The following is a 26,998-nucleotide window of genomic DNA, read 5'->3' as shown; positions in this document are numbered from 1 at the left end:
CACAGCGTGTAAGGGGACTATTCCGGGCGTACGCCTCTCACCTGCGGTTTCAGCCGAAGATGTCGTACTGCTTGAAATCGGTACCGACGGAGATCCTTGTGGCAAAGATCTCGCTGGTCGCCTTGCCGGTGCCCTTGTACAGGTAGAGCGTGCCGCCGGGGGTGCGGGCCAGGACGTCGGCCCTGCCGTCACCGGAGACGTCGCCGACCGTGGCGACCTTGTCGTACGTCGCGCTGCTCCAGGTGCGCACCTTGACCCGGGAGGCGAACGGCGCGGAGGCCGAGCCGGTGCCCCTGTACAGGTAGACATAGCCGTTGCTGCGCGTGCGGGCGATCAGGTCGGCCTTGCCGTCACCGTTGAAGTCACCGTGCCCGACGAGGACGTTGTACTGGCTCCAGCCGGTGCCCGTACCGACCTGGACGCGGGTCGCGAAGGTGCCGTCGCCCTTGCCCGGGTAGAGCCAGAGCTTCCCGGCGGAGTCCACGGACAGCAGGTCGGGCAGGTAGTCGCCGGTGACATCGCCGGGGGTGACGATGCGGGTGCGGGTCTTCCAGTTGTCGGCGACCTTCGTGGTGGCCCAGGAGCCGCTCGCGGGCACCCAGTGCTTCCAGAAGACGTCACCGTCGGAGCTGCGGCGGACCAGCAGGTCCTGGTAGCCGTCCCGGTTCAGGTCGTTCTGCAGGACGACGTTGTAGGCGCCCCAGTTGCCCCAGGACTCACGCGCGCCGAAGGAGGTGCCCTGGGAGTCCTTCTCGTAGCCGGTCTTGGTGGAGGCGTTGCGCACCCACAGGTCGGCCTTGTGGTCCCCGTTCAGGTTGGTGTCGTCCACGCGCGGGTAGGTCGCGCCGACGTACGTCTTGACCTTGGCGAAGACGCTGTAGGCGCCCTTGGCGACACAGTCCAGCACGCCCCAGGAGACCACGCCCACGATGCGGTTGCCCACGACGAGCGGGCCGCCGGAGTCGCCGTTGCAGGCGGAGGTGGTGCCGCTGTCGCTGCCGCCGGCGGGTTTGCCCGCGCAGACCATGTCGCCCTTGACGAAGTCCGCGCCGTAGTAGCCGGCGCAGGTGGTGTCGGACTGGATCGGCAGGGTGGCCGTCTTCAGCGTCGGGGAGATGTCCTGGCTGGTGGAGCTGGTGCGGCCCCAGCCGTAGACCTTGGCGCTGGTACCGGCCGTGTAGGCGGCGGTCTCGGTGGACGTCGCCATCCGGATCGGGGTCGCCTTGACGGGGTTGGCCAGGGTGAGGACCGCGATGTCGTTGTCGAGGGTCCGCGAGCTGTAGGAGGGGTGGTTCCACTGGCGCTGGACCGCGGTTTCGGTGCCGTTTTCCACATCGGCCAGCTGAGACGTGCCGGTGACGACGGCCCCGTACGCCTTCCAGTTGTAGCCCTTGACGCAGTGCGCGGCGGTGAGGATCTTCGTCGGCGAGACGACCGCGCCGCCGCAGAAGAAGGAGACGCCGTTCGCCTCGTCCTGGTACCAGAGCTGGGCCATCCACGGCGCGTTCGTGATGGTGGTCGTGGTGCCACCGATGATCTTCGCGTCGACCGTGGAGGAGCTGCTGTACGACGACTTGGCGGACGAGACGCCGGCGGTGTCCTCATTCGCGGCGGCCCCCAGGACGCGCTGCTCCAGCTCGGCGGGCGTGGCAGAGCCGACGCTCGACATGGCCGGCGGGTTCGGCTGCGCGGAGGCGGCGCCCGCGGACGAGCTCAGCAGCGCGGCGGCGACAGCAGCGGCGACACCGGCCGCCGCGAAGGGCAGGGCAATCCGCAGCCGACGTCTGTGCCGCCCGCCCCCGGACATGGCTGTACCCACGAATGTCCCCCTAGGGATCACAAGTTCGAAGAGCGCGATCGTACCCCGGCCGGAAGACGGCGAAGAGGGCCACCCTTGAACCAAGGGCGGCCCTCTTCGTGAACGACCGGACGACTAGTCGCCGTTGCCCGGCGTCGGCGTCGTCTTCTGGATCTGCATCAGGAACTCGGCGTTCGACTTCGTCTGCTTCATCTTGTCGAGGAGCAGCTCCACCGCCTGCTGCTGGTCGAGGGCGTGCAGCACCCGGCGCAGCTTCCAGACGATGGCGAGCTCGTCGGGAGCGAGGAGGATCTCTTCCTTACGGGTACCGGACGCGTCGACGTCCACCGCCGGGAAGATCCGCTTGTCCGCGAGCTTCCGGTCGAGCTTCAGCTCGGCGTTGCCGGTGCCCTTGAACTCCTCGAAGATGACCTCGTCCATGCGGGACCCGGTGTCCACCAGGGCGGTGGCGAGGATGGTCAGCGAGCCGCCGTCCTCGATGTTGCGGGCCGCACCGAAGAAGCGCTTCGGCGGGTACAGGGCCGTCGAGTCGACACCACCGGACAGGATGCGGCCGGAGGCAGGCGCGGCGAGGTTGTACGCACGGCCCAGACGCGTGATGGAGTCCAGCAGGACCACCACGTCGTGACCGAGCTCCACAAGCCGCTTCGCACGCTCGATGGCGAGCTCGGCGACCGTGGTGTGGTCCTCGGCCGGGCGGTCGAAGGTCGAGGAGATGACCTCGCCCTTGACCGACCGCTGCATGTCGGTGACCTCTTCCGGACGCTCGTCGACCAGGACGACCATCAGGTGGCACTCGGGGTTGTTGTGCGTGATCGCGTTGGCGATCGCCTGCATGATCATGGTCTTGCCGGTCTTCGGCGGGGCCACGATCAGACCGCGCTGGCCCTTACCGATCGGCGACACGAGGTCGATGATGCGGGTGGTCAGCACGCCCGGGTCGGTCTCCAGACGGAGCCGGTCCTGCGGGTACAGCGGCGTCAGCTTGTTGAACTCCGGGCGACCGCGGCCGTGTTCGGGCGCCATGCCGTTGACGGAGTCAAGACGCACCAGCGCGTTGAACTTCTCGCGGCGCTCGCCTTCCTTCGGCTGACGCACGGCACCGGTGACATGGTCACCCTTGCGCAGGCCGTTCTTGCGGACCTGGGCGAGGGAGACGTACACGTCGTTGGGGCCCGGGAGGTAGCCCGACGTACGGATGAAGGCGTAGTTGTCGAGGATGTCGAGGATGCCCGCGACGGGGATCAGGACGTCGTCCTCGTTGATCTGCGGCTCCGCGCCGCCCATCTCGTCGCGGCCACGACGGCCACGGCGGTCGCGGTAACGCCCGCGACGGCCCCGGCGGCCGCCCTCGAAGTCGTCGTCGTCCTGCGGGGCGTTGTCGCGCTGGCGGTCCTGGCGGCCGCCGCCCTGCTGCTGGCCCTGCTGGCGGTCCTGACGGCCGCCCTGCTGGTCGTCGCCCTTGCGACGGTCGCCGCGGTCACGGTCACCGCGCTCACCGCGGTCACGGTCCCGGCCGCGCTCACGGCGGTCACGGCGGCGGCCCTCGCCGCCCTCACCGGCGTCGCCCTGCGGCTGCGCCGGCGTCTCGGCCTTCGGCTCGCTCTGGGCCTCGGCGGCGATCGTCTCCGTCGCGGTGGCCGCGGGGGCACCGGCCTCGGCGGTGGCACGGCGGCGACGGCGCTCGGCGGGGGCGTCCGCCCCACGCTCGGCCTCGGCAGCGCTCCCGCGGGAGGGGCCGCCGGCCGGCTGGCCGGGGATCTCGATCTGCTGCTGCGCCACGGCCTTCTCGGCGGGCGCCTCGGCCTTCTCCGCCTTCTTGGCGGGCGCCTCCTCGCCGGTACGGGCCTTGGAGGTGGCCCGGCGCTTCGGCTTGGTCTCGGTGGCGTCGGCCTTGGGGGCCGCGGCGCCTCCTCCCGCCTGCGCTTCCTTGATGACCTCGATCAGCTGGCTCTTGCGCATACGCGCGGTGCCCCTGATGCCGAGGCCGGATGCGACCTGCTGCAGCTCGGCCAGCACCATGCCCTCAAGGCCGGTACCGCGGCGCCGCCGGGAGCCGGCACCGGTGGCAGGCGCGGAGGCGTCCGTGGCGGGCGCGGCAGCGGTCTCCTCGACACGTGCGCCCATCAGATCGGTGGTGTCGCTCACGAAGGGTCCTTCCCTGGAGCGGACGTCGGCCTGTCTGGCTCGGCGACCGGTTGTGCTGTCCGGCTTCGGTCCTTGTCGTGGACCGGCCGGGGCGGTGGTCCGCCCAAAGCGGCGGAAGAGATATCGGTGATGGCGCTTCCCAAAGCCGTGACGAGTGTCCGTGTCACGTGGCTTGGTCGCACCGGTTCCGGAGCGTGCCCGGCGAGTCGCTCAGCGCCCGCGTACGAGGTACTGCCCGCGTACGTCGTACGGAACACAGTGCGGCTTGGGAGGCTCCCGGAAGAATGTCTGTCCCGGACGGGGACACAAAGCACCTCGCCATGGTGGGGTCGGGTGCAGACTTGAGGTTAACACTACCGGATCCAACAAACATTCCCCCTCTCGAAATCCGGCAACCGTGTGTCAGGGAGCAAGCGGCAGCACGCTCGCTCCCTGGGCGTCGAGCTCAAGCCGGTTGGCGGCCCAGCCCTCGCCTGCCAGATCAGCCACCTTGTCGGCGCTGTCGTCATCGGCCAGCGCCAGCACGGTCGGTCCCGCTCCGGAGATCACCGCGGGGATCCCGTCGGCCCGCAGCCGCTCCACCAGTGCGGCGCTCTCCGGCATGGCCGGGGCGCGGTACTCCTGGTGCAGACGGTCCTCGGTGGCGGGCAGCAGCAGCTCGGGGCGCCGGGTGAGGGCCTCGACGAGCAGGGCGGCACGGCCCGCGTTGGTGGCGGCGTCGACATGCGGCACGGTGCGCGGCAGAAGGCCGCGCGCGGTCTCGGTGAGGACCGGCTTCCCGGGCACGAAAACCACCGGAACGATGGAATCGGCGGGATCCATCCTGATTGCCCGGGCGGCCCCGGACTCCATCCAGGAGAGCGTGAAACCGCCGAGCAGACAGGCCGCGACATTGTCGGGGTGGCCCTCGATCTCGGTGGCGAGCTCCAGCAGCGCGGCGTCGTCGAGCCGGGACTCACCGCCTATGGTCACGGCACGCGCGGCGACGATGCCGGCGCAGATGGCGGCGGAGGAGGAACCGAGGCCGCGGCCGTGCGGGATGCGGTTGGCGCAGACGATCTCAAGACCGCGCGGCTGTCCGCCGAGCAGGTCGAAGGCGGTGCGCAGGGACCGCACGAGCAGGTGCTTCTCGTCACGCGGGAGCGTCTCGCTGCCCTCGCCCGCGATGTCGATGTGCAGCCCGGAGTCGGCCACCCGGACGACCACGTCGTCGTACAGCCCCAGCGACAGGCCGAGGGCGTCGAAGCCCGGGCCGAGGTTGGCGCTGGTGGCGGGGACGCGCACCCGGACGGCGGCGGCGCGGAAGGCTGGACCGGCCATCGCTCGATGACTCTCCTTGAGCTGCGTGATTGTCGAAGACATTCGATACGTACGTGAGGACCCTCGGGCCGTGGAGACGGCGCGGCGCCCCGCCGGATGCTCGGGCATATGCGGCGGGCGGGTTCGGTACAGCCTATCGAAGGAAGGTTCAGTGGCGACATAGGGCGCACAGGAGGCGCACGATGCGTGTCGTAAGCCCCCTGTGCACCCCCCGTGCCGCTGATCAGGCCAGGCCCAGCCGCTCGGCCGCCGTGGCCGCGTCGACGGGGACGGTGACGGGCTGCGGGGCGCCCGCGACGGCCCAGTCGGGGTCCTTCAGACCGTTGCCGGTCACGGTGCACACGATCGTCTGGCCCGGGTCGACCAAGCCCAGCTCGGCGGCCTTCAGCAGACCGGCGACGGACGCGGCGGACGCGGGCTCCACGAAGACGCCCTCCTGGGCGGCCAACAGCCGGTAGGCGCGCAGGATCTCACGGTCCGTCACCTCGTCGATGAGGCCGCCGGACTCGTCCCGCGCCGCGAGCGCGTACTGCCACGAGGCGGGGTTGCCGATCCGGATCGCGGTGGCGATCGTCGACGGGTCCTTGACGACCTCACCGCGCACGATGGGCGCGGAGCCGGACGCCTGGAAGCCCCACATGCGCGGGGTCCGCTTCGAGACACCGTCGGCGGCGTACTCCGTGTAGCCCTTCCAGTACGCGGTGATGTTGCCCGCGTTCCCGACCGGCAGGACGTGGATGTCGGGGGCGTCGCCGAGCATGTCCACGATCTCGAACGCGGCCGTCTTCTGGCCCTCGATACGTACCGGGTTGACCGAATTGACCAGCGCCACGGGGTAGTTGTCGCTGAGCGCGCGGGCGAGGTCGAGGCAGTCGTCGAAGTTTCCGTCGACCTGGAGGATCTTCGCGCCGTGCACCAGCGCCTGGCCCATCTTGCCGAGCGCGATCTTGCCCTGCGGCACGAGAACGGCCGAAACCATTCCCGCGCGTACGGCATAGGCGGCGGCGGAGGCCGACGTGTTGCCGGTGGAGGCGCAGATGACCGCCTTCGCACCCTCCTCCTTGGCCCGCGTGATGGCCATGGTCATACCGCGGTCCTTGAAGGAGCCGGTGGGGTTGGCGCCCTCCACCTTCAGGTGGACCTCGCAGCCCGTGCGCTCGGAGAGCACCTGCGCGGGCACGAGCGGCGTGCCGCCCTCGCGGAGCGTCACGACCGGCGTGGTGTCGGATACCGGGAGACGGTCCCGGTACTCCTCGATGATTCCGCGCCACTGGTGGGTCATTGCTGGTTACTCTCCTTCAACCCGCATGATGCTGGCGACACCGCGCACGGTGTCGAGCTTGCGCAACGCCTCGACGGTGCCGCCGAGGGCCGCGTCGGACGCACGGTGGGTCACGACGACGAGGGACGCCTCGCCGTCCTTCCCCTGCTGGCGAACGGTATCGATCGAGACACCGTGCTCGGCGAAGACCGTCGCCACCTGGGCGAGAACTCCCGGTTTGTCGGCGACGTCGAGGCTGATGTGGTAGCGCGTGACGACATCGCCCATGCCGGAGACGGGCAGGGCGGCGTACGCGGACTCGCCGGGTCCGGTGGTGCCGCTGAGCCGGTTGCGGCAGACGGCGACGAGGTCGCCGAGGACGGCGGAGGCGGTCGGGGAGCCGCCCGCGCCGGGGCCGTAGAACATGAGCTGGCCGGAGGCGTCCGACTCGACGAAGACGGCGTTGTACGCGCCGCGCACGGAGGCGAGCGGGTGCGTGAGCGGGATCATCGCGGGATGCACGCGCGCGGTGACCGACCGACCGTCCTCGGCCCGCTCGCAGATGGCGAGCAGCTTGATGGTGCAGCCCATCTCCTTGGCGGAGGCGAAGTCGGCCGCGGTCACCTCGGTCATGCCCTCGCGGTAGACGTCGTCGAGGCGCACGCGCGTGTGGAAGGCGATTCCGGCGAGGATGGCGGCCTTGGCGGCGGCGTCGAAGCCTTCGACGTCGGCGGTGGGGTCGGCTTCCGCGTACCCAAGGGCCGTGGCCTCGTCGAGGGCCTCCTGGTACCCGGCCCCGGTCGAGTCCATCTTGTCGAGGATGAAGTTCGTCGTGCCGTTGACGATGCCGAGCACGCGGTTGACCTTGTCGCCGGCGAGGGACTCGCGCAGCGGGCGGATCAGCGGGATGGCACCGGCGACGGCGGCCTCGTAGTAGAGGTCCTTGCCGTGGGCCACGGCCGCGGCGTGCAGGTCGGCCCCGTCCTGGGCGAGGAGGGCCTTGTTGGCGGAGACGACGGAGGCGCCGTGCTCGAAGGCGGTGGTGATGAGGGAGCGGGCCGGCTCGATCCCGCCGATGACCTCGACGACGACGTCGATGTCCCCGCGTTTGACGAGCGCGGTGGCGTCGGTGGTGATGAGCCCGCGCGGGATGCCCTCCCGCACCTTGTCGGGCCGCCGCACGGCCACGCCGGCGAGCTCCACGGGGGCGCCGATGCGGGCGGCGAGGTCGTCGGCGTGCGTCGTCATGATGCGCGCCACCTCTGAGCCGACCACTCCACAGCCCAGCAGCGCCACCTTCAGCGGACGCGTACGCATCATCCGACCTCGTTTCCTTTACCTTCTACGGTTGGACCAGTCTCACTCACCGGACCGGAGTTTCTATCCCCGGTCCGGATCGTGAGACGACTATTTCAGTATGTTGGCGGGGGAAGGCAGAAGATCTTCCACCACGGTCTTCAGGGGTCAGCCGACGTCGAGACGCAGGAGGTCCTCCTCCGTCTCCCGGCGGACGATCACCCGCGCCTCGCCGTCCTGCACGGCCACGACGGGCGGCCGCAGCACGTGGTTGTAATTGCTGGCCATGGACCGGCAGTAGGCACCGGTCGCCGGTACGGCGATCAGGTCGCCCGGTGCCAGATCGGCGGGCAGGAACGCGTCCCGCACGACGATGTCCCCGCTCTCGCAGTGCTTGCCGACGACCCGGGCGAGCATGGGCCCGGCGTCGGAGGTCCGGGAGACCAGGGCGACGCTGTACTCCGCGTCGTACAACGCCGTACGAATGTTGTCGGACATGCCGCCATCGACGGAGACGTAGGTACGCAGTCCGTCGAGCGGCTTGATGGTGCCTACTTCATAGAGCGTGAAGGCGGTGGGCCCGACGATGGCGCGGCCCGGCTCGACGGAGATGCGCGGGGTGCGCAGCTTGGCGGCCTCGCACTCGCGCGTGACGATCTCGGTGAGCGCCTTGGCGATCTCGTGCGGCTCGCTGGGGTCGTCGTCACTCGTGTACGCGATACCGAGCCCGCCGCCGAGGTCGATCTCGGGCAGCTCGACGCCGTGCTCGTCACGGATGTCCTTGAGCAGCCCGACGACGCGATGGGCCGCCACCTCGAACCCGGACATGTCGAAGATCTGCGACCCGATGTGGGAGTGGATGCCGATGAGTTCGAGCGAGTCGAGCTGGAGCGCACGGCGCACGGCTTCCGCGGCCTGCCCGCCGGCCAGCGGAATGCCGAACTTCTGGTCCTCGTGGGCGGTGGCGATGAACTCGTGCGTGTGGGCCTCGACCCCGACGGTGATACGGATCTGCACGCGCTGCCGCTTGCCGAGTTCCCGGGCGATGTGAGCGACGCGGACGATCTCCTGGAAGGAGTCGAGGACGATCCGTCCTACGCCGCTCTCGATGGCCCGGGTGATCTCCGCGACCGACTTGTTGTTGCCGTGGAAGGCGATGCGGTCGGCGGGCATACCGGCGGACAGGGCGGTGGCGAGCTCGCCCCCGGAGCACACGTCCAGATTGAGCCCCTCCTCGTGCAGCCACCGGACGACGGCGCGGGAGAGGAAGGCCTTGCCCGCGTAGAAGACATCGGCGTCGGTCCCGAAGGCGGTACGCCAGGCGCGGGCGCGGGCCCGGAAGTCGGCCTCGTCGACGACGTAGGCGGGGGTGCCGTGCTGTTCAGCGAGCGTCTGCACGTCGACACCGCCGACGGTGACCACGCCGTCCTGGTTACGGGTGACGGTCTGGGCCCACACCTTGGGGTCGAGGGCGTTCAGATCGGCCGGCGGGGCGGAGTAGTGGCCCTCGGGCAGAACATCGGCGTGACGGGGCCCGGCGGGGTGTGCGGAACGGCTCATGACTCTTGTGGCTTCCTCAGAGGTGTTCGGGTGCGTCGATGCCGAGCAGGGACAGGCCACCGGCCAGCACCGCCCCGGCGGCTTCGGCAAGAGCGAGCCGGGCACGGTGGGCGGCCGAGGGTTTCTCCGCACCGCGCGGCAGCACGGCGGGCAGAAAGGCGAGGGCAGCATCGGCGACGGTGACGAGGTGCCGGGCGAGACGGTCGGGGGCGTGCCGGGCGGCGGAGACGGCGAGGATCCGGGGGTGATCGGCGAGAGCTGCGACGAGGGGGTGGGCCTTGGGGAGGTGGGTGGGGCCTGGCGCGGTGGTGAGGCCGGGGTCGGAGGCGTTGCGCGTGGCCGTATGGGTTCGGGCGTGGGCTTCGGCGGCGTCGGTGGGCCCCGGTGCCGCGGTGAGGGCAGGGTCGCCGGCGCCACCCGTGGCCGTGCGGGGGTGGGCGTGGGCCCCGGCGGCGTCGGTGGGCCCCGGTGCCGCGGTGAGGGCAGGGTCGTCGGCGTTGCGCGTGGCCGTATGGGGGTGGGGGTGGGCGTCGGCGTCGGTGGGCCCCGGTGCCGCGGTGAAGCCGAGGTCGGCGGCGTTGCGTGTGAGCGCGCGGGTGCGGGCGTGGGCGTAGCGGACGCGGAAGAGGGGGTTGGCCTCGCGCTGGACGAGGTGCTCGTCGGTGATGCGGGGCCGGTCGTGGGCGGCCGGGTGGAGCAGCGCCCAGCGGGCGGCGTCCCGGCCGAGCGGGACCGGATCGGCGGATGCGGGAACGGGCCGTACGTTGATATCGAGCGGCGCCGGGGCGTCGGGCCTGCCGGCGGCATCGACGCGCACGCCGAGCACGTCCTGCCACTCCGGCTCGGGCGGGGCCTCACAGCTGGTCCGCACGAGGGCACCCTGCGACCGCAGAAGCCGGCGGACGACGTCCATGACGACGACGGCGCGAACCTCGTGCGGGCAGTGCAGCTGCACGACCTGCCCGGTGGGCCCGTCGGCGAAGCCGTACCGGGGTCCGCGCCGCAGGATCTCCTCGACGAGTGCGGTGGGCGCCGTGGCGCGAAGACTGAAATTGATGAACCCGGGCCCGGTGACGACGACGTCAGTGACCCCGTCCACCCCGACGAGGTGCGGCCGCAGAATCTCGGCGACGTGCCGGGGCGTCCGCCCGGCCGGGCGGGCGAGCTGAAGCGCGATGTTGGTGGCGTAGTCCCCACACCCACCGGGCCCGGGCACGGTCACCAGCGCCCGCTCCGGCACGGCCACCCGCAGCTCCCCCTCGTCGACAGCACGACGCACCGCGCGCAGCACGGTACGGGAGAGCTCGACGGGGGTCACGGGACAAGCGTATGGGAGAAGGGGGGTGGGTAAGCGAGCGGGTTTGGCCGATGGTCCGGGATGTGGACGGCGGGGTGGGACGGCCCCACACACGACCGCTCAGCCGCCACCCCGCCGGGAGTCCCCCGCACTGGCTCTGGCCCCGGCCCCCAGGACGCCCCCGAACAACGGACCGCCCTCCTCCTCGTCCTCGCCCTCTCCCCGCTGCTTCCGCTCGATCAGCTTGCGTACGAGGCTGACGAGTTCGGCAGGTTCGAAGGGCTTGGCGAGGAAGGCGTCGACACCGACGTCGAGGCCGCTGTCGACCTCGTACTGCGTACAGGCGCTGACGATGGCGAGGGGCAGATCACGGGTTCGGGGATCGGCACGGAGCCGCGCGGCGGTGCGCAGCCCGTCAAGGCGGGGCATGACGACATCGAGGGTGACGACGTCCGGACGCACCTGATCAACGACATCCAGACACTCGGCACCATCGGCCGCGGTCACGACCTCAAAGCCCTCCAGCTCGAGATTGACCCTGATCAGCTGCCGGATGACCTTGTTGTCGTCCACAACAAGCACCCGGCCCGACGCGCCTGGCACAAGTTGAGAGTAGGTCCGGACCGGCCACCGCGTCCGGGTTTTGCCCACTTCCACCCCGTGCGGGCGACCACACCCGCCGGAAAACCGGTTCATGAACACCCCGGACGAGCTGGTAGGGTTCTACCCGTCGCCGCCAAGCAAGGCGCCCGACACGCCCCCGTAGCTCAGGGGATAGAGCAACGGCCTCCGGAGCCGTGTGCGCAGGTTCGAATCCTGCCGGGGGCACCCTTTATGAGGTGCCCAAAGACCCCGCCATCAGCGCTTTTGCTGAGGACGGGGTCTTCGCGTATGTGCAGCCGTATGCAGCCCTGAGCGGCCCTATGTCGGGGTCCGTGGACTATTCGTGGACACGATCTTGATGCATCGTCCCTGGTCAGCCACAGGAACGGCGAAGGCCCCCGGACGGATCCAGGGGCCTGAAGCCTAGCGCGGCACATGTGGGATCACTCGTACTCGCGCAACAGCTCTTCGATCTTGCGGTTGGCGATCTCCTGCCGACCGTCGATGCACTTGGCGTAGCGGCTCAGCAGGACCTCAACGCTGTTGCCCGCGCGCTCGGCTACCTCGGTCGCGTCAACGCCGGAGTTGAGCCACGTCGACAGCGCCGAGTGCCGAAGGTCGTACGGGCGGGCGGCGAGGGGCGAGGCCAAAACGGCCGGCGGGAGCGCCAGCGCGCGAGCCTCCTGCCACACCCGGAAGTACGTCGAGGAGCCGACCACTCCCCCGCGCTCGTTGGTGAACAGGCGTCCGTCATCAGCTACGCCGAAGGTGTCGATGTGATCCCGCAGGATCGCGACGAGATGGGGTGGGATCGGCACGGGCCGGACCTCTTCCACGGGCCGGTTCTTCAGGCCGCGATCGTCGTGCGTTTCGCCTGAGTCGGTCCACCGCTTGCCGACGCTCGGACGAGTGCTATTCAGCAGCGCCGTCCCCCAGCCCCCTTCCGGCAACTTCAGGTCCGCCTCTTTGAGACCAACAGCTTCGGCCGGACGGAATGCACCGTAGTACATGCAGGCAAAGAGGCCGACAAGTCGACGACCACGCGCCCGGCCATAGCCGCCGATGTAAGAGACTGCGGCCAACATGGCCCGAGCTTGTTCGGGGTTGGCGACCACGCGGGGGTCAACTTCCTTGACAACCTTCGGCTTCTTCCAGCGAACCGAGGTAATCGGATTCTCTTTGAATTCGCCGAGGTCCACCGCGTAGTGCATCGCGTTGACGAGCGTCCGCCGCTTGCGTCGCACGGTTTCCGCAGCCGCCGCCGTCCCGTCGAGCTTCAGCTTCAACGAGTCCAGCACGACCCTGCCGATCGCTGCGTCGCCGAGGTCCGAGAGCGGACGCGAAGCTTTGGCCACCCAGTGCAGCGTGTTCGCGATCTCTGTCGGCAACTCGCGGTCGTCAGGACCGGGCAGGACGAAGGCCCAGTTCCGGAGAGCCTTCCTCAGCAGTTCGTCGGCCGGTCGTCCCGGACGGTCGTCGAGAAGCGCCACGGTCACCGCGGTCAGCGACTCGTTGATCCCGTCGCGCGTGGTCGGCGCAGCGTGCGGCCACTTCATGGCGAGGTACTTCAAGGCGAAGGCGTACCACGTCATCGAGGGCGCCTTTTCGACCATCGAATCCGGCAGTCCGGCCACCGTGTCGAATTCCTCGCCGTCACGCATGGCGCGGAGAAGCTTGGAACGGTAGTTGTCGGCAAGTCCCTTGGTGCGGAACTGCTCCGAGAACACGTTCCCGGCGACAATCCACCTGACGTCATAGGACGTCTTCTTGGTGTTCCTCTTCCGTACGCCCCAGACCTTCACGTCGAGCGACTTCATGCCGCCGCCCTTTCCCGACTGTTCAGCCAAGCCGTGAATTCACTCCGCCACACCCTCAGTTCGCCATTAGGCAGCTTGAAGGCCTGTGGAGCCTGCCCGAGTTCGCGCCAGCGGTAGAACGTACGGCGTGAGATGCCCTTGAGCTCAACGCGGATCTCATCGACTGTCATCAGCTCGTCCTTCACACCAGTTCTCCTTCCAAGGCTTCGCGGGCGGTTTCGCGGTTGAGTTGGAGATCTCGGGCGATGGATGCGGCGAGGGCGGATTCGCCGGGGGTGTGGCCGTGGCCGGCGTATTGCCAGGAGGCGAGGACGAGCACGGTGTCCGGCTCGTGGCCGTCGAGGCCGAGGGCTTCGCGTTCCTGCGCGGCGCGGTAGTCGGCGCGGATCTGCCGCAACACGCTGAGAGTGGTGGAGTAGCGGCGGGACTTGGAGCTGAAATGACCGCGGAAGCCGAGCATGTGCGCCCACGCGGTCAGCCGGCGATCCGGGTAGGCCGCGTCGAGGTCGAAGCAGGCTTCGATGAGGCGGCGGGGGTGGTCGGGCAAGCCAAGGAGGACGATGGCCTCGCGGTTGCCGATGCGCCGGTCGACGGTACCGGTGTTCTCGGCGGCTTTGGTGGCGTACTTGGCGACGTAGGAGGCCACGGCCTGTTCGGTGATCTCGGAGCCGTCGCCGAACGCCTTGATGGGCCGGATGTCGAGCTGTCGCCCCCAGCGCAGCTTCCACCCGTCGGGGAAGCCGGCGGCTGCCCGCGCGGGGACCTCGGCAGTGACGTACGGATGCGCCGCGGCGGCGCGGATGGCACGGGTGAGCAGTTCCGTGCTCGCCCAGGAGGGCGGTGCGGTGTCGGGGCCGTCGGGTCCGTCAAGGCGGATCACGGCGTGGAAGTGGACGGCGCCGCGCTTTTGGAACTCGGCGACCTTGCCGTAGGACAACCGGGCGACCTCTTTGAACACTTTCTGTGTGATGCCGACCTGGGCGGCGATCTCGCGGCGCAGCCGGTTGACGAAGCGGTGCCACAGCTCGCCTGCCGGTTGTTGAACAGGACTGCCCCGGCGTAGTCGTACGCGTCGGGATCGAGCGGTGTGCCGAGCGCCGGGTCGTCGTCGCGGTGGGCAGTGCCGCAGCGGCAGACGCCGTGTGTGGGGCGGTTGTGGACGGGGCCGAAGGACGGCGCGGTGAGGGTGGCGAAGACGCGGGGCCGGTGCCGAATCGTGGCGGGGATCTCATGCCGGGTGTCGCCGACGAGCCCGGCGCGGATGAGGTGGAAGGTGTCGCCGGCGTACGTCCAGGCGCAGGACGGGCAGCGAGAGGCACGGCGGTTACCGCAGGCGATGCGCAGCCGGCCGCCCGGTTCGGTGTCGGTGGTGTAGTTCCGCAGCGTCTCGCCAGTGGCCTTGTCTTTGGTGATCGACCAGCCGGTGAGGTGGATCGGGTCGGAGCAGCCGCCGGTTCGGCGGGTCTGGTCCTGCCAGCGGTCGAAGTCGGCCGAGCCGGCCACCCGCAGCATGTCGCCGAGGGTGGCCGCATCCAGACCGGCCGCCGGGGTGGCGGTGTCGATCACACCAACACCTCCTGACGGGCGGTCAGGAAGGCAGTGCCGATCCACCGCGTGTAGGCCGGAGGAATGGACTCGGTCAGTTCCTCATGCACGTCGGTCCACGTGATGCCCATCGCCTGCTGCATCTCGGGGACGGTGGCCTTGCCGCCACCCTTGCCGTACGCGGCCACATACGGGCCCTCGCGGCGGACGCCGTGGCGGTGTCCCCGCACGTAGCCGCGGTGACGGGGGTGCGCCGGTTGCACGGCACCCCAGCCGCCCAGCTCGAAGTTGCGGTGACGCAGGACACCGAGCCCGAATATCTCCCCGCACAGGGTGAGGTCTTTGCGGATCTTCGCTTTGCCGTTGGGCTGTTCGATCACGTACGGCAGACCGGACCGATCGAGCAGGGCGCGAGTTGGGGCTACGAGGTCTTCGTGCGTTCCACCCCAGCCCTGGGAGGCATTAGTGCCCACGGTCAGGGCACAGCCAGCCTGGCAGGGTGGGGAGGCGTGCACGAGGGTGTACCGCTCGATGTCGCCGGTGTAGATCAGGTGGGCGAGGTATTCGAGGGCGTCGCCTCGGTGGTAGTCGAAGGGGTAGTTCGGGCGGTCGGCGATGTCGCAGCCGTCGACCTCGAACCCGGCGAGGTGGTATCCCCAGCCGGCGCCACCGGCGCAGGAGAACAGGTCCAGGACGTGAGGGCCGTTCATGCGGCGACCGCCCAGTCCGTCAGGCGAGGCCGGCGAGCCGGCGCGGTGCCGGTGCCGTGGCAGGCCGGGCAATGGGTCGTGATGGTGCACAGGTGGCCTCGGCGGTCGCGTCCGCCGAGGGTGACCTTGGCGGAGGCGAAGCCGTCGCAGTCGCGGCAGACGCGCGCGTTCGGGGCGTTCTTCGGCATGATGGGCCTTGCCTTTCGGGTCCAGTGGATCGGGAAGGTGGAAGGCGCCCGGAGCGGCGGAAGTTTGGCGACCGAAGCCGCTCCGGGGGCCGGTCAGCGTCGGTTTGCGTCGGAGGCCAGCAGCGAGCGCAGGACAACGGCGCACACGGCGACCGAGGCGCCGGTGATGGCGACCGCGAGGAGCATGGAGACCAGGACGGCGCCGACGACGAGGACCACGGCGGTGCCGCCGCCGACGAGGGCGATCACGGTGCCAGGGGTGAGCTGGACCACCGGTCGGGACGGCGCCGGCGCCGGCGCGGCGGGCGGCGGGGTCTGGGCAGCCGGAGTTACGGCAGTCGGCTCGACCACGGCGGGCGGAGCCGCATGGCCGGTCGGGATGGGCATGGTCGGGATCTTGGGGCGGAGCATCGGTCAACTCCCCTCTGGAGATGGTTACTTGACGAACGGGTCGATGGTCGGGGCGAGGAGGCTGCCGGCGAGGATGTAGCCGCCGATCAGCAGGACGAGCACGAGCCAGAGCGGTGGGCGGATGAGCTTGACGCCGACCACGGCCAGGCAGGCGATGAAGAACCACAGCGGCACGGACATGGCGTTAGCTCCTTCGGTTCTCGTACTTGCTCTTGATCTGGCAGCGGTGGCCCTTGGCCGCGATGCAGACCGCGCCGTAGCTGACGTACTCGGCCGACCAGCCGCACTGGTCGGCGGTGCAGGAGGCGATGTAGCCCTTCTCGCCGTCCCGGGTGAGGGCGCGGCCGATCTCGACGGGGCCGTAGCGCACGAGGCGCTGGAAGAGGAAACCCATGGCTTCAAGTCCTTTCTGAATCAGGTGAGTTGAGCGGCGATGGCGTCGGCCATGGCGGGTGGGACGTTGAGGCGGGCGCGCAGGGTGTCGAGGTCGATCGGCGAGCCAGTGCGCGCCTGGTGGTCGTCGGCGAGCCGGCGGGCGTGCGCCACGAGCGCCGGCGGGGCCTGGACAGCGGGAGCGGCGGGGGCTTCCGGCAGCGCCGGGACCGGTTCGGCGGCGGGGATCGGCTCGGGTTCGGCGACCGGCTCCGGGGCGCGCGTCACCGTGGCCGGCTCAGGGGCATCCGCAGAGTGGTCGTGGTCGCCGGTTGCCGGTTGGGGTGTGGGGCTGTGGGCGAGCAGGGTGCCGCCGAGGAAGGCGAGCGCGGGCCAGCCGGCGACGCCGAGGCGGAGCAGGGCGGGCGGGTGGTTCAGGTCGAGGAAGCCGGCGGTGGCGACGTTCGCGCCGAGCGAGGCGACCAGGGCGACCAGGAACCAGCACCAGGCCAGCCGGGACGGGCCGTCGGTGCGGAGTCGGCGCCACGCGGCGACCAAGAGCAGGTCGACGGAGACGGGGTAGGCCCAGGCTTTCCAGCCGGTCTGTCCGGCGGCTTGGGCGAGGTCGTGCAGGTGGGCGAAGGACAGGGCACCGGCGATCACGGCCTGTACGAGGACGGCGTCCGGGCGGATCTGGCGGTTCATGTCGTCACCTCCCTTTGCGGGGTTGGACCAGGGCGGGGCGGGGATCGAGTCCGGCCGCCCAGCCCCGGCGGGGTTCAGTCGGTGGAGGCTTCGCCGGAGCCGAGGCAAGCCAGGCAGATCCCGGTCTGTTGGCCGACGGGGCGGTGCTTGCGGCCGACGTGGACGGTGCGGGAGACCTCGCCAGTGCCCTTGCACGGCGGGCACTGTTTCGTCGCGGGCTTGGCGGTCTTGCGCGCGGCCACCATCGGGTCCCCCTACTTCGGGTAGCGGCGGGGGTAGCCGGAGCCCGCCTCAGTCGTGTTGCCGGTGTGCTGCGCATGGAGTGCGCCGCGCACGGTCTGCGAGAAGTCGTCCGAGCCCGACGTGCGTTCGTACTCGCTGATGTCGTTGCTGAGCTTGGTCAGCCGGTACAGGTCGTCGGTGAACGATTCACGGCTCATGGGATCTCCTTCGATCGATGGCCAACCCGTTTCGGGCATGGCTCGGGTAGGGACCTGGCGCGATGCGGTCGCGCCGACCGGATGGGTGGGGAGGGATCAGGCGGCTTCGGCGAACGGCTCAGCCGCCGCGGGCGCCTTGACCGGGTCGAGGTCGAGCAGCGGGCGGAAGCGGGCCAGCTCCGGGATGTCGGGGGTGAGGCCGGCGTGCCTGTTGCAGGCGGTCACGGCTTCCCGCATCGACGTGTGCGGGGCCCGGATACGGGTCCAGTCGCCGTTGGAGTGGCCGACCACGGCCATGCCGGGCCGGTCGTTGCGGATCTGCGTGGCGGCGAACACGGCGTGCGGGGAGACGTCGCCGAACGCCATCTTCGCGGACGATTCGTCGTTGACCCGGTGCGCCATTCGGCCGGTGAGCTGGGCGCGCAGCATGGTGATGCCGTCGCCGAGTTCGGAGCCGAAGCGCTGGCCGTAGATGTCGAGGAAGATGCCGGCGGCGCGGCCGAGCTGGGCCAGGCGGACCAGGGCGACGATGATGCGCTCACGGCGCTTCTTCTCCGCCGTGGTGGTGAACAGGGCGAGTTCGGCGATCTCGTCGATGGTGAGCACCACCGGCACCGGCCGCAGGTACTCGGGCAGGCCCCAGATGTTCGCGGTGATCTCCGCATCCGGGGTGTCGGCGCTGATCCGCTGTTCCCGACGGATCACCTGATACGTCGCCTCCATCCGCGCCACCAGCGCTTCAAGCAGGTCGGCCGCATCGTCCGGGTTGTCCGCGAGCGCGGAGAACCGGCGAGCCAGCGGGGACAGTTCCACGCCGCTCTTGCAGTCGATGCCGACCAATGCGACGTGCTGCGCGGCGAGTTCCTTGATGACCCGACGTTGCGTGACGGATTTGCCGGAGCCGACCGCGCCGAGGGTGACCGAGTGCGGTACTTCCTTGTAGTCGCGGTAGTGCACCGAGCCGTTCTCACACAGTGCGACCGGGATACGCAGTTCGCTCCGCTCGACCCTCGCCGGCATCTGCACGCGCTTGAGCACGTCGTAGCCGGTCGTCGCGATCTCGACCACGCCGGGCTTGATCTCGCGGGAGGTGACCTGGTGGACGCCGAAGGCGTGCCGCAGCCGGTCGACGGCGGCCGAGTAGTCGAAGGTGTCCTGTCCCGGCATCATCCGGATCCGCAGCCGCAGGCCCGTCCGGGTCGGCTTGATCCACATCAGCCGGGGGACGCGCTGGCGCGGTGTCTGCCACTTGAAGAGCCGGGCCAGCCACAGCCGGAACCGGGAGGCCGGGACCGTCAGGTCACAGGCGTCCATGACCGACGCGTAGCGCAGGCGGACCTTGGCCGTGGCGTAGACGACACCAAAGGTCATCCAGAACCAGGCGGGAAAGCGCCACCGAAGCAGCAGCGCCAACCCGGCAACGTCCACCACGAGGGCGATCAGCAGCCACCGCATGATCAGGCCGCCTTCAGGTTCTTCGAGCCGCCGGCGTCCACGGCAGTCACCGCGACCGCACGGAAGCTGATGCCGTGCCGCTTCTGGCCGTTGAACTCGTTCTCCCACGGCCGCGCCACCAGACCGGTCAACGCCACCGGCGTACCCATCGCCAGCTCACCGGAGATGGCCGACTCACCCACCGTGACCTTGACGACCTCAGCGTTGCCGTTCATCACGAACAGCACGTCCAGCGTCACCAGGAACTCACCGGTCTGCCTGTCCGCAGCCCGCTCCTGGGTCTTCTGGTTCGCGTACTTCGGCTGCGGAGGCTGAGCCACCATCAACGTCGCGCCGGCGGTGTCCACGGGAATCTGCTGCATGGTCTGTTCTCCTGATCTCTCGGAGAGTTGGAACCGATCGTTCGTCGGTGAGATCAGGAGACCGCGAAAGGTAGTGGACGTATCACGGTCCGTATGGACGTTTGGGGACGTCTGAGCTATCGTCAAAACGTCCCAGAGACGTCCCAGGAGAGGTCACGTCATGGCGAACGAGCGTCTGCGTGCGGCGATTTCGGCAAAGGGCGAGACGATCCAATCGTTGGCTCAGCACGTCGGAGTGGACCCGAAGAGCGTGGAACGCTGGATCACGACAGGCCGAACGCCGCACCGGGGGCACCGCTGGAAGGCCGCGAACTTCCTCGGATCAGACGAGGTCTACCTCTGGCCCGCTGTCGAGAAGCAGGCAGAGACAGCGAGCACATCGGAGCTGATCACGTACTACCCGCACCGGGGCGCTGTCCCGGCATCCCTGTGGTCATCACTGATCGAGAAGGCAACGGATCAGGTAGAGATCCTCGTGTACGCGGGGTTGTTCCTCTTCGACAGTCACCCGGATCTGCCGGACCAATTGGCCGAGAAGGCGAAGGCCGGGGCACAGGTTCGCATCCTGCTTGGCGACCCCGACTCAGCCATGGTGCGCCAGCGAGGCGAAGAGGAGGGCATCGGCGATGATCTGGCCGCACGCGCCCGGATCACCCGGCGCTACCTCCAACCGGCGATGACCACGCCCGGCGTCGAGGTCCGGTTGCATGACACGATCCTCTACAACTCGATCTACCGGTTCGACGACGACGTGTTGGTGAACCCGCACGTGCTTGGCGCTCCCGCCGGACAGAACCCAGTCCTGCACTTCCGCTACCTGCCCGGCGCCCGAACGTTCCGCCACTACATGCGGAGCTTTGACTACACCTGGGACCGCGGACAGCCCGCGTAGCCCGCCCCCTCAATGGTGGTTGGTCATGCGAGAGTGGAGGCATGGCCCGTATCGACTACTTCAACGATCCGAACGCTCCGAAGGCGAACAGCATCGTGCCATCGGTTACCACCGTGGCACGGAATGAGGCTGGAGAAGTCCTCTTGATCCACAAGACGGACAACGATCTCTGGGCACTTCCTGGGGGCGGAGTTGACGTCGGTGAATCGGCCCCCGATGCGGCGGTGCGCGAGACGAAGGAGGAGACCGGATTCGACGTCGAGGTGACCGGCCTGGTCGGCCTCTACACGAACCCGGCACACGTCATGGCCTACGACGACGGCGAAGTCCGCCAGCAGTTCTCGATCTGTTTCACGGCCCGGATCGTCGGCGGCGAGCTAAGGACCAGCAGCGAGAGCAAAGAAGTCGCGTTCGTCGCGCCGAGCCGGCTCGATGAGCTGAACATCCACCCGTCCATGCGGATGCGCATCGACCACGGCTTGGCCGACCGACCCAAGCCCTACGTGGGCTGATCACCAAGGCGGGCACGCGCACGCGCGATGGCCGCGCCAAGGTACGGCCGAGCCTTGCTGATCGCAGTGTGCACTTCACTGCCCGGTTCGTACCGTTCCAGGATCTCGTCAATGCGCTGATCAAAGTCGAAGGACTGTCCTGCGGGGCCGGTCGTCATGTCCGCGTAGATCAACGCGTCCAGGACCGGGGAGTCCTCACGCTGGTACACGGCCAGCTCAGCAGTGAGATCACGCTGTTCGGCTTCGTACACGGCGCCGGAGTGGTGGGCAACGAGGCGCACGAGACGCGCTGAGGCGCCGAGCTGCTCCAGGTGGCGAGCACCATCGAGGGGATGAAACCCGGTTTGCCGTAGCTCCGGGGCATAGCCGATGTCGTGCAGCCAAGCAGCGGCTACAAGCAGATCACGATCCTCGTCGGACACAGCCGCAGATACCTCACGCGCACGGGCCGCCACGGCTTGAGTGTGCAGCCAGCGATTCCCGAGCGGGGGCAACAGAGTCTCGGCCAGTTCGGCCGCGCCTTGCGGCGTGTCCAATGCAGAGTGCATGTAAGGCACCGTAGCCGAGTCTGGCCAATCGCCGACAGCCCGGCGCCGGCCGTTCCGGATCATGGCGCGGACAGAGTTTCCCTACTTCATCAAGGCTCGCTGCGCTCGCTCGGCCGGCGGTCAACGGCGCTCATCGATCATCGCCAACCCGACCGCCGCACACTCCGCCCAAGCGCATCAACGGCCGCTTACGACCCGCATGCCACCGCCACCACGATCCGGCCTCGGGAGAGGAAAGACCCAACTGCGGTCGGACCTCAACGCCCCGCTTACGGGGCCACGCCGCACCCCTTTCCACCCGGTTGCCTACACCAGTAGGTCGGATCAAACCGAGGGCCGCACCAACGCGGCGGCGCCGGCCGGTCGCCGCCGCGCCGCCTCCATGTCTTCGCCACCAGCTGCACGTCGCCGCCCGCCCGTCGCCACACGCAGCGGCCACATTCCAACACGGGCACGGGGGACGAACGGTGATCCCCAACGGTGCAGGCCAAAGACGCTTTGTGTTACCGAAAGAGGCCGGATCGTGGCGGCGGCGGCACGCGGACCGACGCTGCCAGATGCGCGGGCGTTCATACGGCCCGCTAATCCCGCACCAGGCCACCGGCCGGACGGCGGACGCGGCCATGACGTGGGAGAAACCCCGTCGTGGCTGGGGCGGTCGGCTCCACGACTTTAGCCAGCCACTTTGGCGCGAGCCTCGAAGATCATGGCCCCAACGTCGTGCTTTAACGGGCAGGTCAACAGACTGCCCGACTCGCCGGAAGCTTACGGGGCCATGATCACTCGCGCCAAAGCAGCTCCCGGCCAAAGTCGCTCCGCCGACCTGACGCGATCGTCCAAGCGTGCTGGCCCCCTTGCGTCACTTAAACAGCGCGATAAGGGCCAGAATCACCGCCACGACTGCGAGTACCGTGTTCGCGATCGTCAGGTTGTAGGACTTTCGAGCAAGGGCATCACTTGCCCGCGCGGAAGCCATCAAAGCGCGCCGATCAAGCTCGGCCAAGTAGAAGGACGTCCCGGGCGATGTGTTGGCGGCTACTTCGTCATGACGTCTCACGACCTCGTCGTCAGACCATGATCTCAACTCTTCCAGCGAGTACCCCATGGGTGCCTCCCAAGCAGTTCTGTACAGCAGCGCGGTAGAGCAACCGTCGTGATCGTCGCCATCCATCATCGACCTCAGAAGATCGGCGGGCTAGCCGGGCAAGGTCTTGTCAAGTCCATCGCTGATGTCTGACATCAACGGCTGACACCAACAGCGACGAACGGAGCCGGACGGGAATGGTCCTCAACGACCATCACTCCGGCGCGAAGCTGGGACTCCTCCAGCTACCAGGGGTTCCGTGATCGACCTGGGAAAGATACAGAGTAAGAGGGCTACCAGAGGTGAGGCCGCAAGAGTTCGGGAACGCGCAACGGAATGGATTCCTTATAAATCCTAGCTTTCATCACGTCCAGCGTGGTGAAGTGCAGTGGAGACAAACTAATTCTCTCCCTCTTGAGGACTTTACGGAAGGGAGGGGCCCAGTCGCGCCAAATTTTCTTCTGTTTGGCATTCAATTCAGTCTGCTGCACGACAATCAACTGAATAGAGCTAGGACTGAGCCGTGTTCCGGTTATGAGAACACGCAACTGTTCAACCTGCTCCCACCAATCCGGATCACCTCTGTTCGTACTCTTGATATATTGCCCGATACTCTTCACCATGTCGCCACTCACGATGTCGTGCAGAGAAGGTCGCCGAATTCTCGCAGCAACATGCTCAGAAAAATCCAGCAAGTCTTGCTCGCTAGCAAAGGCTGACAAGGGTGAGTTGACGACGAGTAAATGCTTACTGACGGGCACGCTTACCCGAAGATCAACCACCCAGAAACCCTCAGCTGGCGGTTTGCTGAGGGACACAAAGTGAGCAACCTCGTGCCTCTCGATCGCAGTACGCTGATTGTCCGATACGGAAGGCATGAGCATTACGGGACTCACCTGCACCAACGGGTGACGGGCCCCAGGACCATAGGCCGCAACGTCGCAGGTTTGACTCGTGACGATTACCCATTGATATCGCAGATCATCAACAGATACATGACACCATTCTGCCGAGCTCGCTTCGACCTCTCCGTCATTATCCGTCTCAATACCGGTCACAGCGTCGAGACCATACGGAGCTGCCCAGGACAAGGTAGAGCCTGGCAGCAAGTGACCCTGCTGCCAGGCATCTAGTGCCTCAGTGAAGCCTTCGGGCCAGACTTCCGGAACAAGTGAATCCAGCGTCGCGAATTCACTCCCCGACTCGTCCTCACCCTTTTCCTTCTCGGCAGATTCTGCCATTACTTCTCCGGTATTGCCGCACTAGTTGTTCGGGTGCTCGCCCGAACGAGAACGGGTGCCTGGCTTAGCTTTCGTCACTCTTCCGGCGAGCCGGCGGGAAGGAGGCTCAAGAACCGCAGCCTCCTCAGGCCCAGCAGACTCCATCCAACTCACAGCATGCGAGCGGGCACTGTAGTCGCCCTTGCGAGCCCTCTGCTCCAGGAGCTCTCCCATGAGGGAGTCAAAATTTCCAGCCCTCAGGGTTCGTCGCCGCTTAGGATCTGCGGCGATCCACTGTGGGAGATCATTGCCAATCACATCCTGCAGATCGACGGCAGCTTGTAGCAGCTCCCACAGCCGTCCCTGACTGTCCAAGCGGGGCGCTACGTTGCGACCGCGCCAGGAATAAAAGGTACGACGCGCCACGCCAGCCGCTGCCAGCACATCCCTGATAGGCAGGCCCAGAATTCTCACAAGCTTGTCGACAGCGTCAACGGCTGTTTGATCTGCTCCGTCAGTCGATAGCGAGTCAGCGTCAGATACATCCTCGCTCACCGGATTTACAACTGGCCCAACCCAAGCCAGTTTCCGTCCAGGAAGTCGCTCGACCCTGAGCCGAAACTCAGATGCTTGCGATGCCGCAGCATTCAGGCTCAACATGAGCATTGGCATACTCGGCGCAAGCGTTGTTTCCCAACTCTCCAAAACGTTACGCAGAACGGTATTCTGGAGACCAGGAAGCTGCAGAGAAGTCCCCTCAGTAACCAGCACTGCGTCACCGCTTTGGGTCAGTTCTGCTATTTCGATAGCCTGTCCAGTGTGCCGCTCTCCAGAACCCCTTGCCACTATCGTCGCACTCACGATTCCCCCTAATCGCTATCGGACTTACCGGCTACACGGTTCGGCAGCTCTTCCCAGTAGGTTGGCTCAATCGCCTGTTTCAACAGAGACAGGGCCGTCCTGTTAAGGCGCTTAGCCTTTTCCATGACGTCTGCACTGGAGAATCGCTGCATGGATGCATCAAATACATCAATGTCCATCAGGTAGCTAACAGCATTCTGGGCTGCAGCGTCTCGAAACGCTCCATGCCTAAGCAGTGCCCCTTGAGCATCTCCAAGAGACAACTCCAATTGCTGCTGAGCAGCCACCACTTTTTCACCCAGCACTGGGTCAAGAACTGGCCCGAGGAACGAATCAGAAATTCGCCCCCTCCAAGCGAGTGCGCTCGTCGCATTGGGATCAATCAAGCGATTGACATACCGGACACCCAGGCGCTGCAGCAGTTGAGGCTTTAGGTGTGTCTCAGCTCCACGCAGGAGTGCATGCAACGCAGGCTGCAAGCTGACGCTCCAACGTTCATACTGGCTAGTTTGGACTACCAGCGAGTCCGGCAGAATAGTGGCTAGCGTTTGCCCCTCTCCTTGACTGAATTGCCATCCCTTTGATCGAACCTGCACCTGTGGGCTGGCCCCGGATGGGCCGAATTCAACCGTGAGTTCATTCTTTTGAGCTGGCTCCATTGATGGATATGAGATGCCCTGCTGCTCCATCAACTCCTTGATTGCGAGCGCCTGCTCAATTGATACAGATTCACCCACGCTTGCGAATCTGATTTCTGCGATCGCAAGTTCAACAGGAGCCGTGCGCAAGAGAGTGCGACCTGCCGATGGCAAGCCAGCCAGCGGCAGGTCGGCGTCTGAATCGTGCAACGAAGTCACATGCCTCGCCTCCCTGCTCCAGAGTCTGACCTGCACACTAGCTGCACACTCTCAGACTACCCCGTGCGGGGCCTGTCAGCACCTCACAGTCTCGGATGAATCGTCCTCCTCCTAGGCGTGGCAATGGGCGCCCAAGGAGGAGGAGAGAGCAGGTTGCGGCACAGTCGAGACCAAGGGTCCATCCCGACGCTCACCCAGCTAGCACAGTCCTCACCGTTGCCCAAGGCTCGCTGGTTGCGCTGCAGGAGTCGCATCTCTTCGCACGGGCACTGACCCAGTCTCCTTCCAAGCACCCCACCAACCGCAGCGTGCAATGATCACTCCTTCTAGGGGACCAGGAGGGGTGGTCATGGGAGAGAGGCTGCGCGTCGGGCAGGTGCTGCGCTACTCGAGTGCCAAAGATCCAACCGAACCTGTGCTCAACGGGTACACGAACTTCCACTACGCGACAGATACTCCCGGGCACAAGAAGGCACTGCTCGAGTCCGGCATCAACGGCATGGCGAAGGTCTCGGCGAGCGGGCGGCAACGACGGCCAGCGATCCTGATCCGCTCCAGCCCGTGGAAGGCCGGCAGCGAACAGACACCGTGGCACGACGTGTTCGACCTGGACAACGGCCACGTGCGCTACTTCGGTGACCACAAGGCCGGACTCACCAAGCCCCCCGGAACCACCACCGGAAACGCCGCCCTTCTCGACGCCTTCACAGGGCATCAGGCACCCACACCAGAGGAGCGAGCCGGCGCAGCCCCTCTGCTGCTATTCCGTGCCGTGTCACGCAACGGCAAGGTCAAGGGCTTCGTCGAGTTCTGTGGACTAGGGGTCATAGAACGGGCCGAACGGATCATTCAATGGGCAGGACACGAGCACACCACGTTCACCAATTACGTGTACGACATTGCCCTGATCGACCTGGCGACCGAGAACGATCAGGTCGATTGGGACTGGATCACTGCGCGGCGCAGTCCGGCGGTTTCCGATCATGAGGCTCTCGTCAAGGCACCCCGTGCCTGGCGGGAGTGGGCCAAGCGGGGGCACTCCGCTCTGCCACGGATTCGCCGGCGCGTTGCTCGAGCGCGCGTCACGAAAGTGCGTGATCAGCGTGCTGCGCCAGGCAGCCAGCGAGACGACGACCTCCGATTCATCTATGAGCAGTTCGACGAACGCAAACACGATTTTGAGGCAGTCGCTTCCGTTGTCGCCGCTCGTGTACTGAAAGGCTCAGGGCACAACTACCGCGAGGGATGGATCACCCGGCGCTCCGGAGACGGTGGCGCGGATTTCGTCGGGCGCATCGATCTCGGGATAGGACTCGCCGGTACGAGCCTTGTCGTCCTGGGCCAAGCCAAGTGCATACGCCCAGACAGCCTTGTATCAGCTGAACAGATCGCACGTGTCGTCGCACGCCTGCGCCGCGGCTGGATCGGCATTTACGTCACCACCGGAGCCTTCTCGGAGCCAGCTCAGCTCGAGATGGTGGAGGACCAGTACCCCATCGTCCTCGTCAACGGGCTGGACTTGGCGCGCGAGTTGCGCAGCATGGCCCGCGACGATCACGGCAACGACCTTGCTGCTTGTCTGGACCACATCCTCTACGCCCAGGGCGTACCGATCACCAGCCGGCGCCCCGAGGAGATCCTTCTCGAATGAAGGGCCAGCGCGTTTGCGAGCAAAGATCGGCTATCACCGGCCGCGTCCGGGGCTGAGATCCATT

27 protein-coding genes, 1 tRNA gene and 1 pseudogene are annotated in these 26,998 nt (G+C 67.5%); 4 read left to right on the top strand and 25 right to left on the bottom strand.

Going from position 1 to position 26,998, the window contains the following annotated elements; genetic code table 11:
• Nucleotides 1–49: 49 nt before the first annotated feature.
• From RMT89_RS26265 to RMT89_RS26230, 8 genes are all read right to left on the bottom strand, one after another.
• Entirely contained in the window at nt 50–1,807 is a 1,758-nt protein-coding gene (locus tag RMT89_RS26265; RefSeq protein WP_315886287.1) for a trypsin-like serine protease, read from the bottom strand.
• Between the two features lie 126 nt (nt 1,808–1,933).
• Nucleotides 1,934–3,967: a transcription termination factor Rho gene (rho, locus tag RMT89_RS26260; RefSeq protein WP_315886251.1), complete on the bottom strand. Its 2,034-nt coding sequence runs from the start codon at nt 3,965–3,967 to the stop codon at nt 1,934–1,936.
• Between the two features lie 402 nt (nt 3,968–4,369).
• On the bottom strand, nt 4,370–5,287 hold the full coding sequence (gene thrB, locus RMT89_RS26255) for a homoserine kinase (protein WP_315886250.1): 918 nt from the start codon (nt 5,285–5,287) through the stop codon (nt 4,370–4,372).
• A 223-nt stretch (nt 5,288–5,510) separates the two neighbouring features.
• Nucleotides 5,511–6,569: a threonine synthase gene (gene thrC, locus RMT89_RS26250; RefSeq protein WP_315886249.1), complete on the bottom strand. Its 1,059-nt coding sequence runs from the start codon at nt 6,567–6,569 to the stop codon at nt 5,511–5,513.
• Nucleotides 6,570–6,575: 6 nt separating this feature from the next.
• A complete protein-coding gene (locus RMT89_RS26245; protein ID WP_315886248.1) occupies nt 6,576–7,868 on the bottom strand; it encodes a homoserine dehydrogenase in 1,293 nt (430 codons plus the stop codon).
• Between the two features lie 144 nt (nt 7,869–8,012).
• A complete protein-coding gene (gene lysA / locus RMT89_RS26240) occupies nt 8,013–9,404 on the bottom strand; it encodes a diaminopimelate decarboxylase (protein ID WP_315886247.1) in 1,392 nt (463 codons plus the stop codon).
• 16 nt (nt 9,405–9,420) lie between these two features.
• A complete protein-coding gene (nrtL, locus tag RMT89_RS26235) occupies nt 9,421–10,722 on the bottom strand; it encodes an ArgS-related anticodon-binding protein NrtL (protein ID WP_315886246.1) in 1,302 nt (433 codons plus the stop codon).
• Between the two features lie 99 nt (nt 10,723–10,821).
• Complete coding sequence (locus RMT89_RS26230) at nt 10,822–11,274, bottom strand: response regulator (RefSeq protein ID WP_399498486.1); 453 nt, start codon at nt 11,272–11,274, stop codon at nt 10,822–10,824.
• Between the two features lie 183 nt (nt 11,275–11,457).
• Between RMT89_RS26230 and RMT89_RS26225 the strand changes: the two genes are divergently transcribed.
• A tRNA-Arg gene (locus tag RMT89_RS26225) sits at nt 11,458–11,529 on the top strand.
• A gap of 218 nt (nt 11,530–11,747) precedes the next feature.
• Here the strand turns inward: RMT89_RS26225 and RMT89_RS26220 are convergent.
• From RMT89_RS26220 to RMT89_RS26160, 13 genes and pseudogenes are all read right to left on the bottom strand, one after another.
• Complete coding sequence (locus tag RMT89_RS26220) at nt 11,748–13,121, bottom strand: tyrosine-type recombinase/integrase (RefSeq protein WP_315886244.1); 1,374 nt, start codon at nt 13,119–13,121, stop codon at nt 11,748–11,750.
• Complete coding sequence (locus RMT89_RS26215) at nt 13,118–13,291, bottom strand: helix-turn-helix domain-containing protein (RefSeq protein ID WP_315886286.1); 174 nt, start codon at nt 13,289–13,291, stop codon at nt 13,118–13,120. Before RMT89_RS26215 ends, RMT89_RS26220 begins: the two co-directional genes overlap by 4 nt.
• A gap of 11 nt (nt 13,292–13,302) precedes the next feature.
• A pseudogene (gene repSA / locus RMT89_RS26210) lies at nt 13,303–14,633 on the bottom strand (replication initiator protein RepSA).
• Nucleotides 14,634–14,683: 50 nt separating this feature from the next.
• Entirely contained in the window at nt 14,684–15,376 is a 693-nt protein-coding gene (locus RMT89_RS26205; protein ID WP_315886243.1) for a DNA methylase, read from the bottom strand.
• A complete protein-coding gene (locus RMT89_RS26200) occupies nt 15,373–15,564 on the bottom strand; it encodes a hypothetical protein (RefSeq protein ID WP_315886242.1) in 192 nt (63 codons plus the stop codon). The genes RMT89_RS26205 and RMT89_RS26200 overlap by 4 nt, the downstream gene beginning before the upstream one ends.
• A gap of 93 nt (nt 15,565–15,657) precedes the next feature.
• The gene (locus tag RMT89_RS26195) at nt 15,658–15,975 is read right to left on the bottom strand and encodes a SpdD-like protein (RefSeq protein WP_315886241.1); all 318 of its coding nucleotides are present in this window, start codon (nt 15,973–15,975) and stop codon (nt 15,658–15,660) included.
• Between the two features lie 24 nt (nt 15,976–15,999).
• The gene (locus RMT89_RS26190) at nt 16,000–16,155 is read right to left on the bottom strand and encodes a hypothetical protein (protein ID WP_315886240.1); all 156 of its coding nucleotides are present in this window, start codon (nt 16,153–16,155) and stop codon (nt 16,000–16,002) included.
• 4 nt (nt 16,156–16,159) lie between these two features.
• Complete coding sequence (locus RMT89_RS26185; protein WP_315886239.1) at nt 16,160–16,369, bottom strand: mobile element transfer protein; 210 nt, start codon at nt 16,367–16,369, stop codon at nt 16,160–16,162.
• Between the two features lie 20 nt (nt 16,370–16,389).
• Nucleotides 16,390–17,052, bottom strand: a complete 663-nt coding sequence (locus tag RMT89_RS26180) for a DUF2637 domain-containing protein (RefSeq protein WP_315886238.1) — start codon at nt 17,050–17,052, stop codon at nt 16,390–16,392.
• A 74-nt stretch (nt 17,053–17,126) separates the two neighbouring features.
• On the bottom strand, nt 17,127–17,297 hold the full coding sequence (locus RMT89_RS26175; RefSeq protein ID WP_315886237.1) for a hypothetical protein: 171 nt from the start codon (nt 17,295–17,297) through the stop codon (nt 17,127–17,129).
• Between the two features lie 9 nt (nt 17,298–17,306).
• A complete protein-coding gene (locus tag RMT89_RS26170) occupies nt 17,307–17,492 on the bottom strand; it encodes a hypothetical protein (protein ID WP_315886236.1) in 186 nt (61 codons plus the stop codon).
• Nucleotides 17,493–17,588: 96 nt separating this feature from the next.
• Nucleotides 17,589–18,947, bottom strand: a complete 1,359-nt coding sequence (locus tag RMT89_RS26165) for an FtsK/SpoIIIE domain-containing protein (RefSeq protein ID WP_315886235.1) — start codon at nt 18,945–18,947, stop codon at nt 17,589–17,591.
• A 2-nt stretch (nt 18,948–18,949) separates the two neighbouring features.
• Nucleotides 18,950–19,309 carry a hypothetical protein gene (locus RMT89_RS26160; RefSeq protein WP_315886234.1) on the bottom strand — a complete coding sequence of 120 codons (360 nt, stop codon included), beginning with the start codon at nt 19,307–19,309 and terminating at the stop codon, nt 18,950–18,952.
• Between the two features lie 160 nt (nt 19,310–19,469).
• On the opposite strand from RMT89_RS26160, the gene RMT89_RS26155 reads away from it, so the two are divergent.
• Both RMT89_RS26155 and RMT89_RS26150 read left to right on the top strand, forming a co-directional pair.
• Nucleotides 19,470–20,201 (top strand): XRE family transcriptional regulator, encoded by a 732-nt coding sequence (locus RMT89_RS26155; protein WP_315886233.1) that lies wholly within the window; start codon nt 19,470–19,472, stop codon nt 20,199–20,201.
• Between the two features lie 41 nt (nt 20,202–20,242).
• Nucleotides 20,243–20,713 (top strand): NUDIX domain-containing protein, encoded by a 471-nt coding sequence (locus tag RMT89_RS26150; protein ID WP_315886232.1) that lies wholly within the window; start codon nt 20,243–20,245, stop codon nt 20,711–20,713.
• On the opposite strand, the gene RMT89_RS26145 is transcribed toward RMT89_RS26150, so the two are convergent.
• The 4 genes from RMT89_RS26145 to RMT89_RS26130 form a co-directional block, all read right to left on the bottom strand.
• A complete protein-coding gene (locus RMT89_RS26145) occupies nt 20,701–21,261 on the bottom strand; it encodes an HD domain-containing protein (RefSeq protein WP_315886231.1) in 561 nt (186 codons plus the stop codon). The two genes, RMT89_RS26150 and RMT89_RS26145, sit on opposite strands and share 13 nt — an antisense overlap.
• A gap of 859 nt (nt 21,262–22,120) precedes the next feature.
• Complete coding sequence (locus tag RMT89_RS26140) at nt 22,121–22,366, bottom strand: hypothetical protein (protein ID WP_315886230.1); 246 nt, start codon at nt 22,364–22,366, stop codon at nt 22,121–22,123.
• 272 nt (nt 22,367–22,638) lie between these two features.
• Nucleotides 22,639–23,586 carry a hypothetical protein gene (locus tag RMT89_RS26135; protein WP_315886229.1) on the bottom strand — a complete coding sequence of 316 codons (948 nt, stop codon included), beginning with the start codon at nt 23,584–23,586 and terminating at the stop codon, nt 22,639–22,641.
• A gap of 848 nt (nt 23,587–24,434) precedes the next feature.
• Entirely contained in the window at nt 24,435–25,283 is an 849-nt protein-coding gene (locus RMT89_RS26130; RefSeq protein ID WP_315886228.1) for a TIGR04255 family protein, read from the bottom strand.
• Nucleotides 25,284–25,632: 349 nt separating this feature from the next.
• Here RMT89_RS26130 and RMT89_RS26125 point away from each other — a divergent pair, with 349 nt between their 5' ends.
• Nucleotides 25,633–26,934: a restriction endonuclease gene (locus RMT89_RS26125; RefSeq protein WP_315886227.1), complete on the top strand. Its 1,302-nt coding sequence runs from the start codon at nt 25,633–25,635 to the stop codon at nt 26,932–26,934.
• The last annotated feature ends 64 nt before the right edge of the window (nt 26,935–26,998 follow it).

The sequence above is a fragment of the Streptomyces sp. P17 genome (genome assembly GCF_032436805.1).
Classification (GTDB): Bacteria; Actinomycetota; Actinomycetes; order Streptomycetales; family Streptomycetaceae; genus Streptomyces.
The sequence above is the reverse complement of the archived record's forward strand: the minus strand, read 5'-3'. Positions and strand labels throughout refer to the sequence as shown.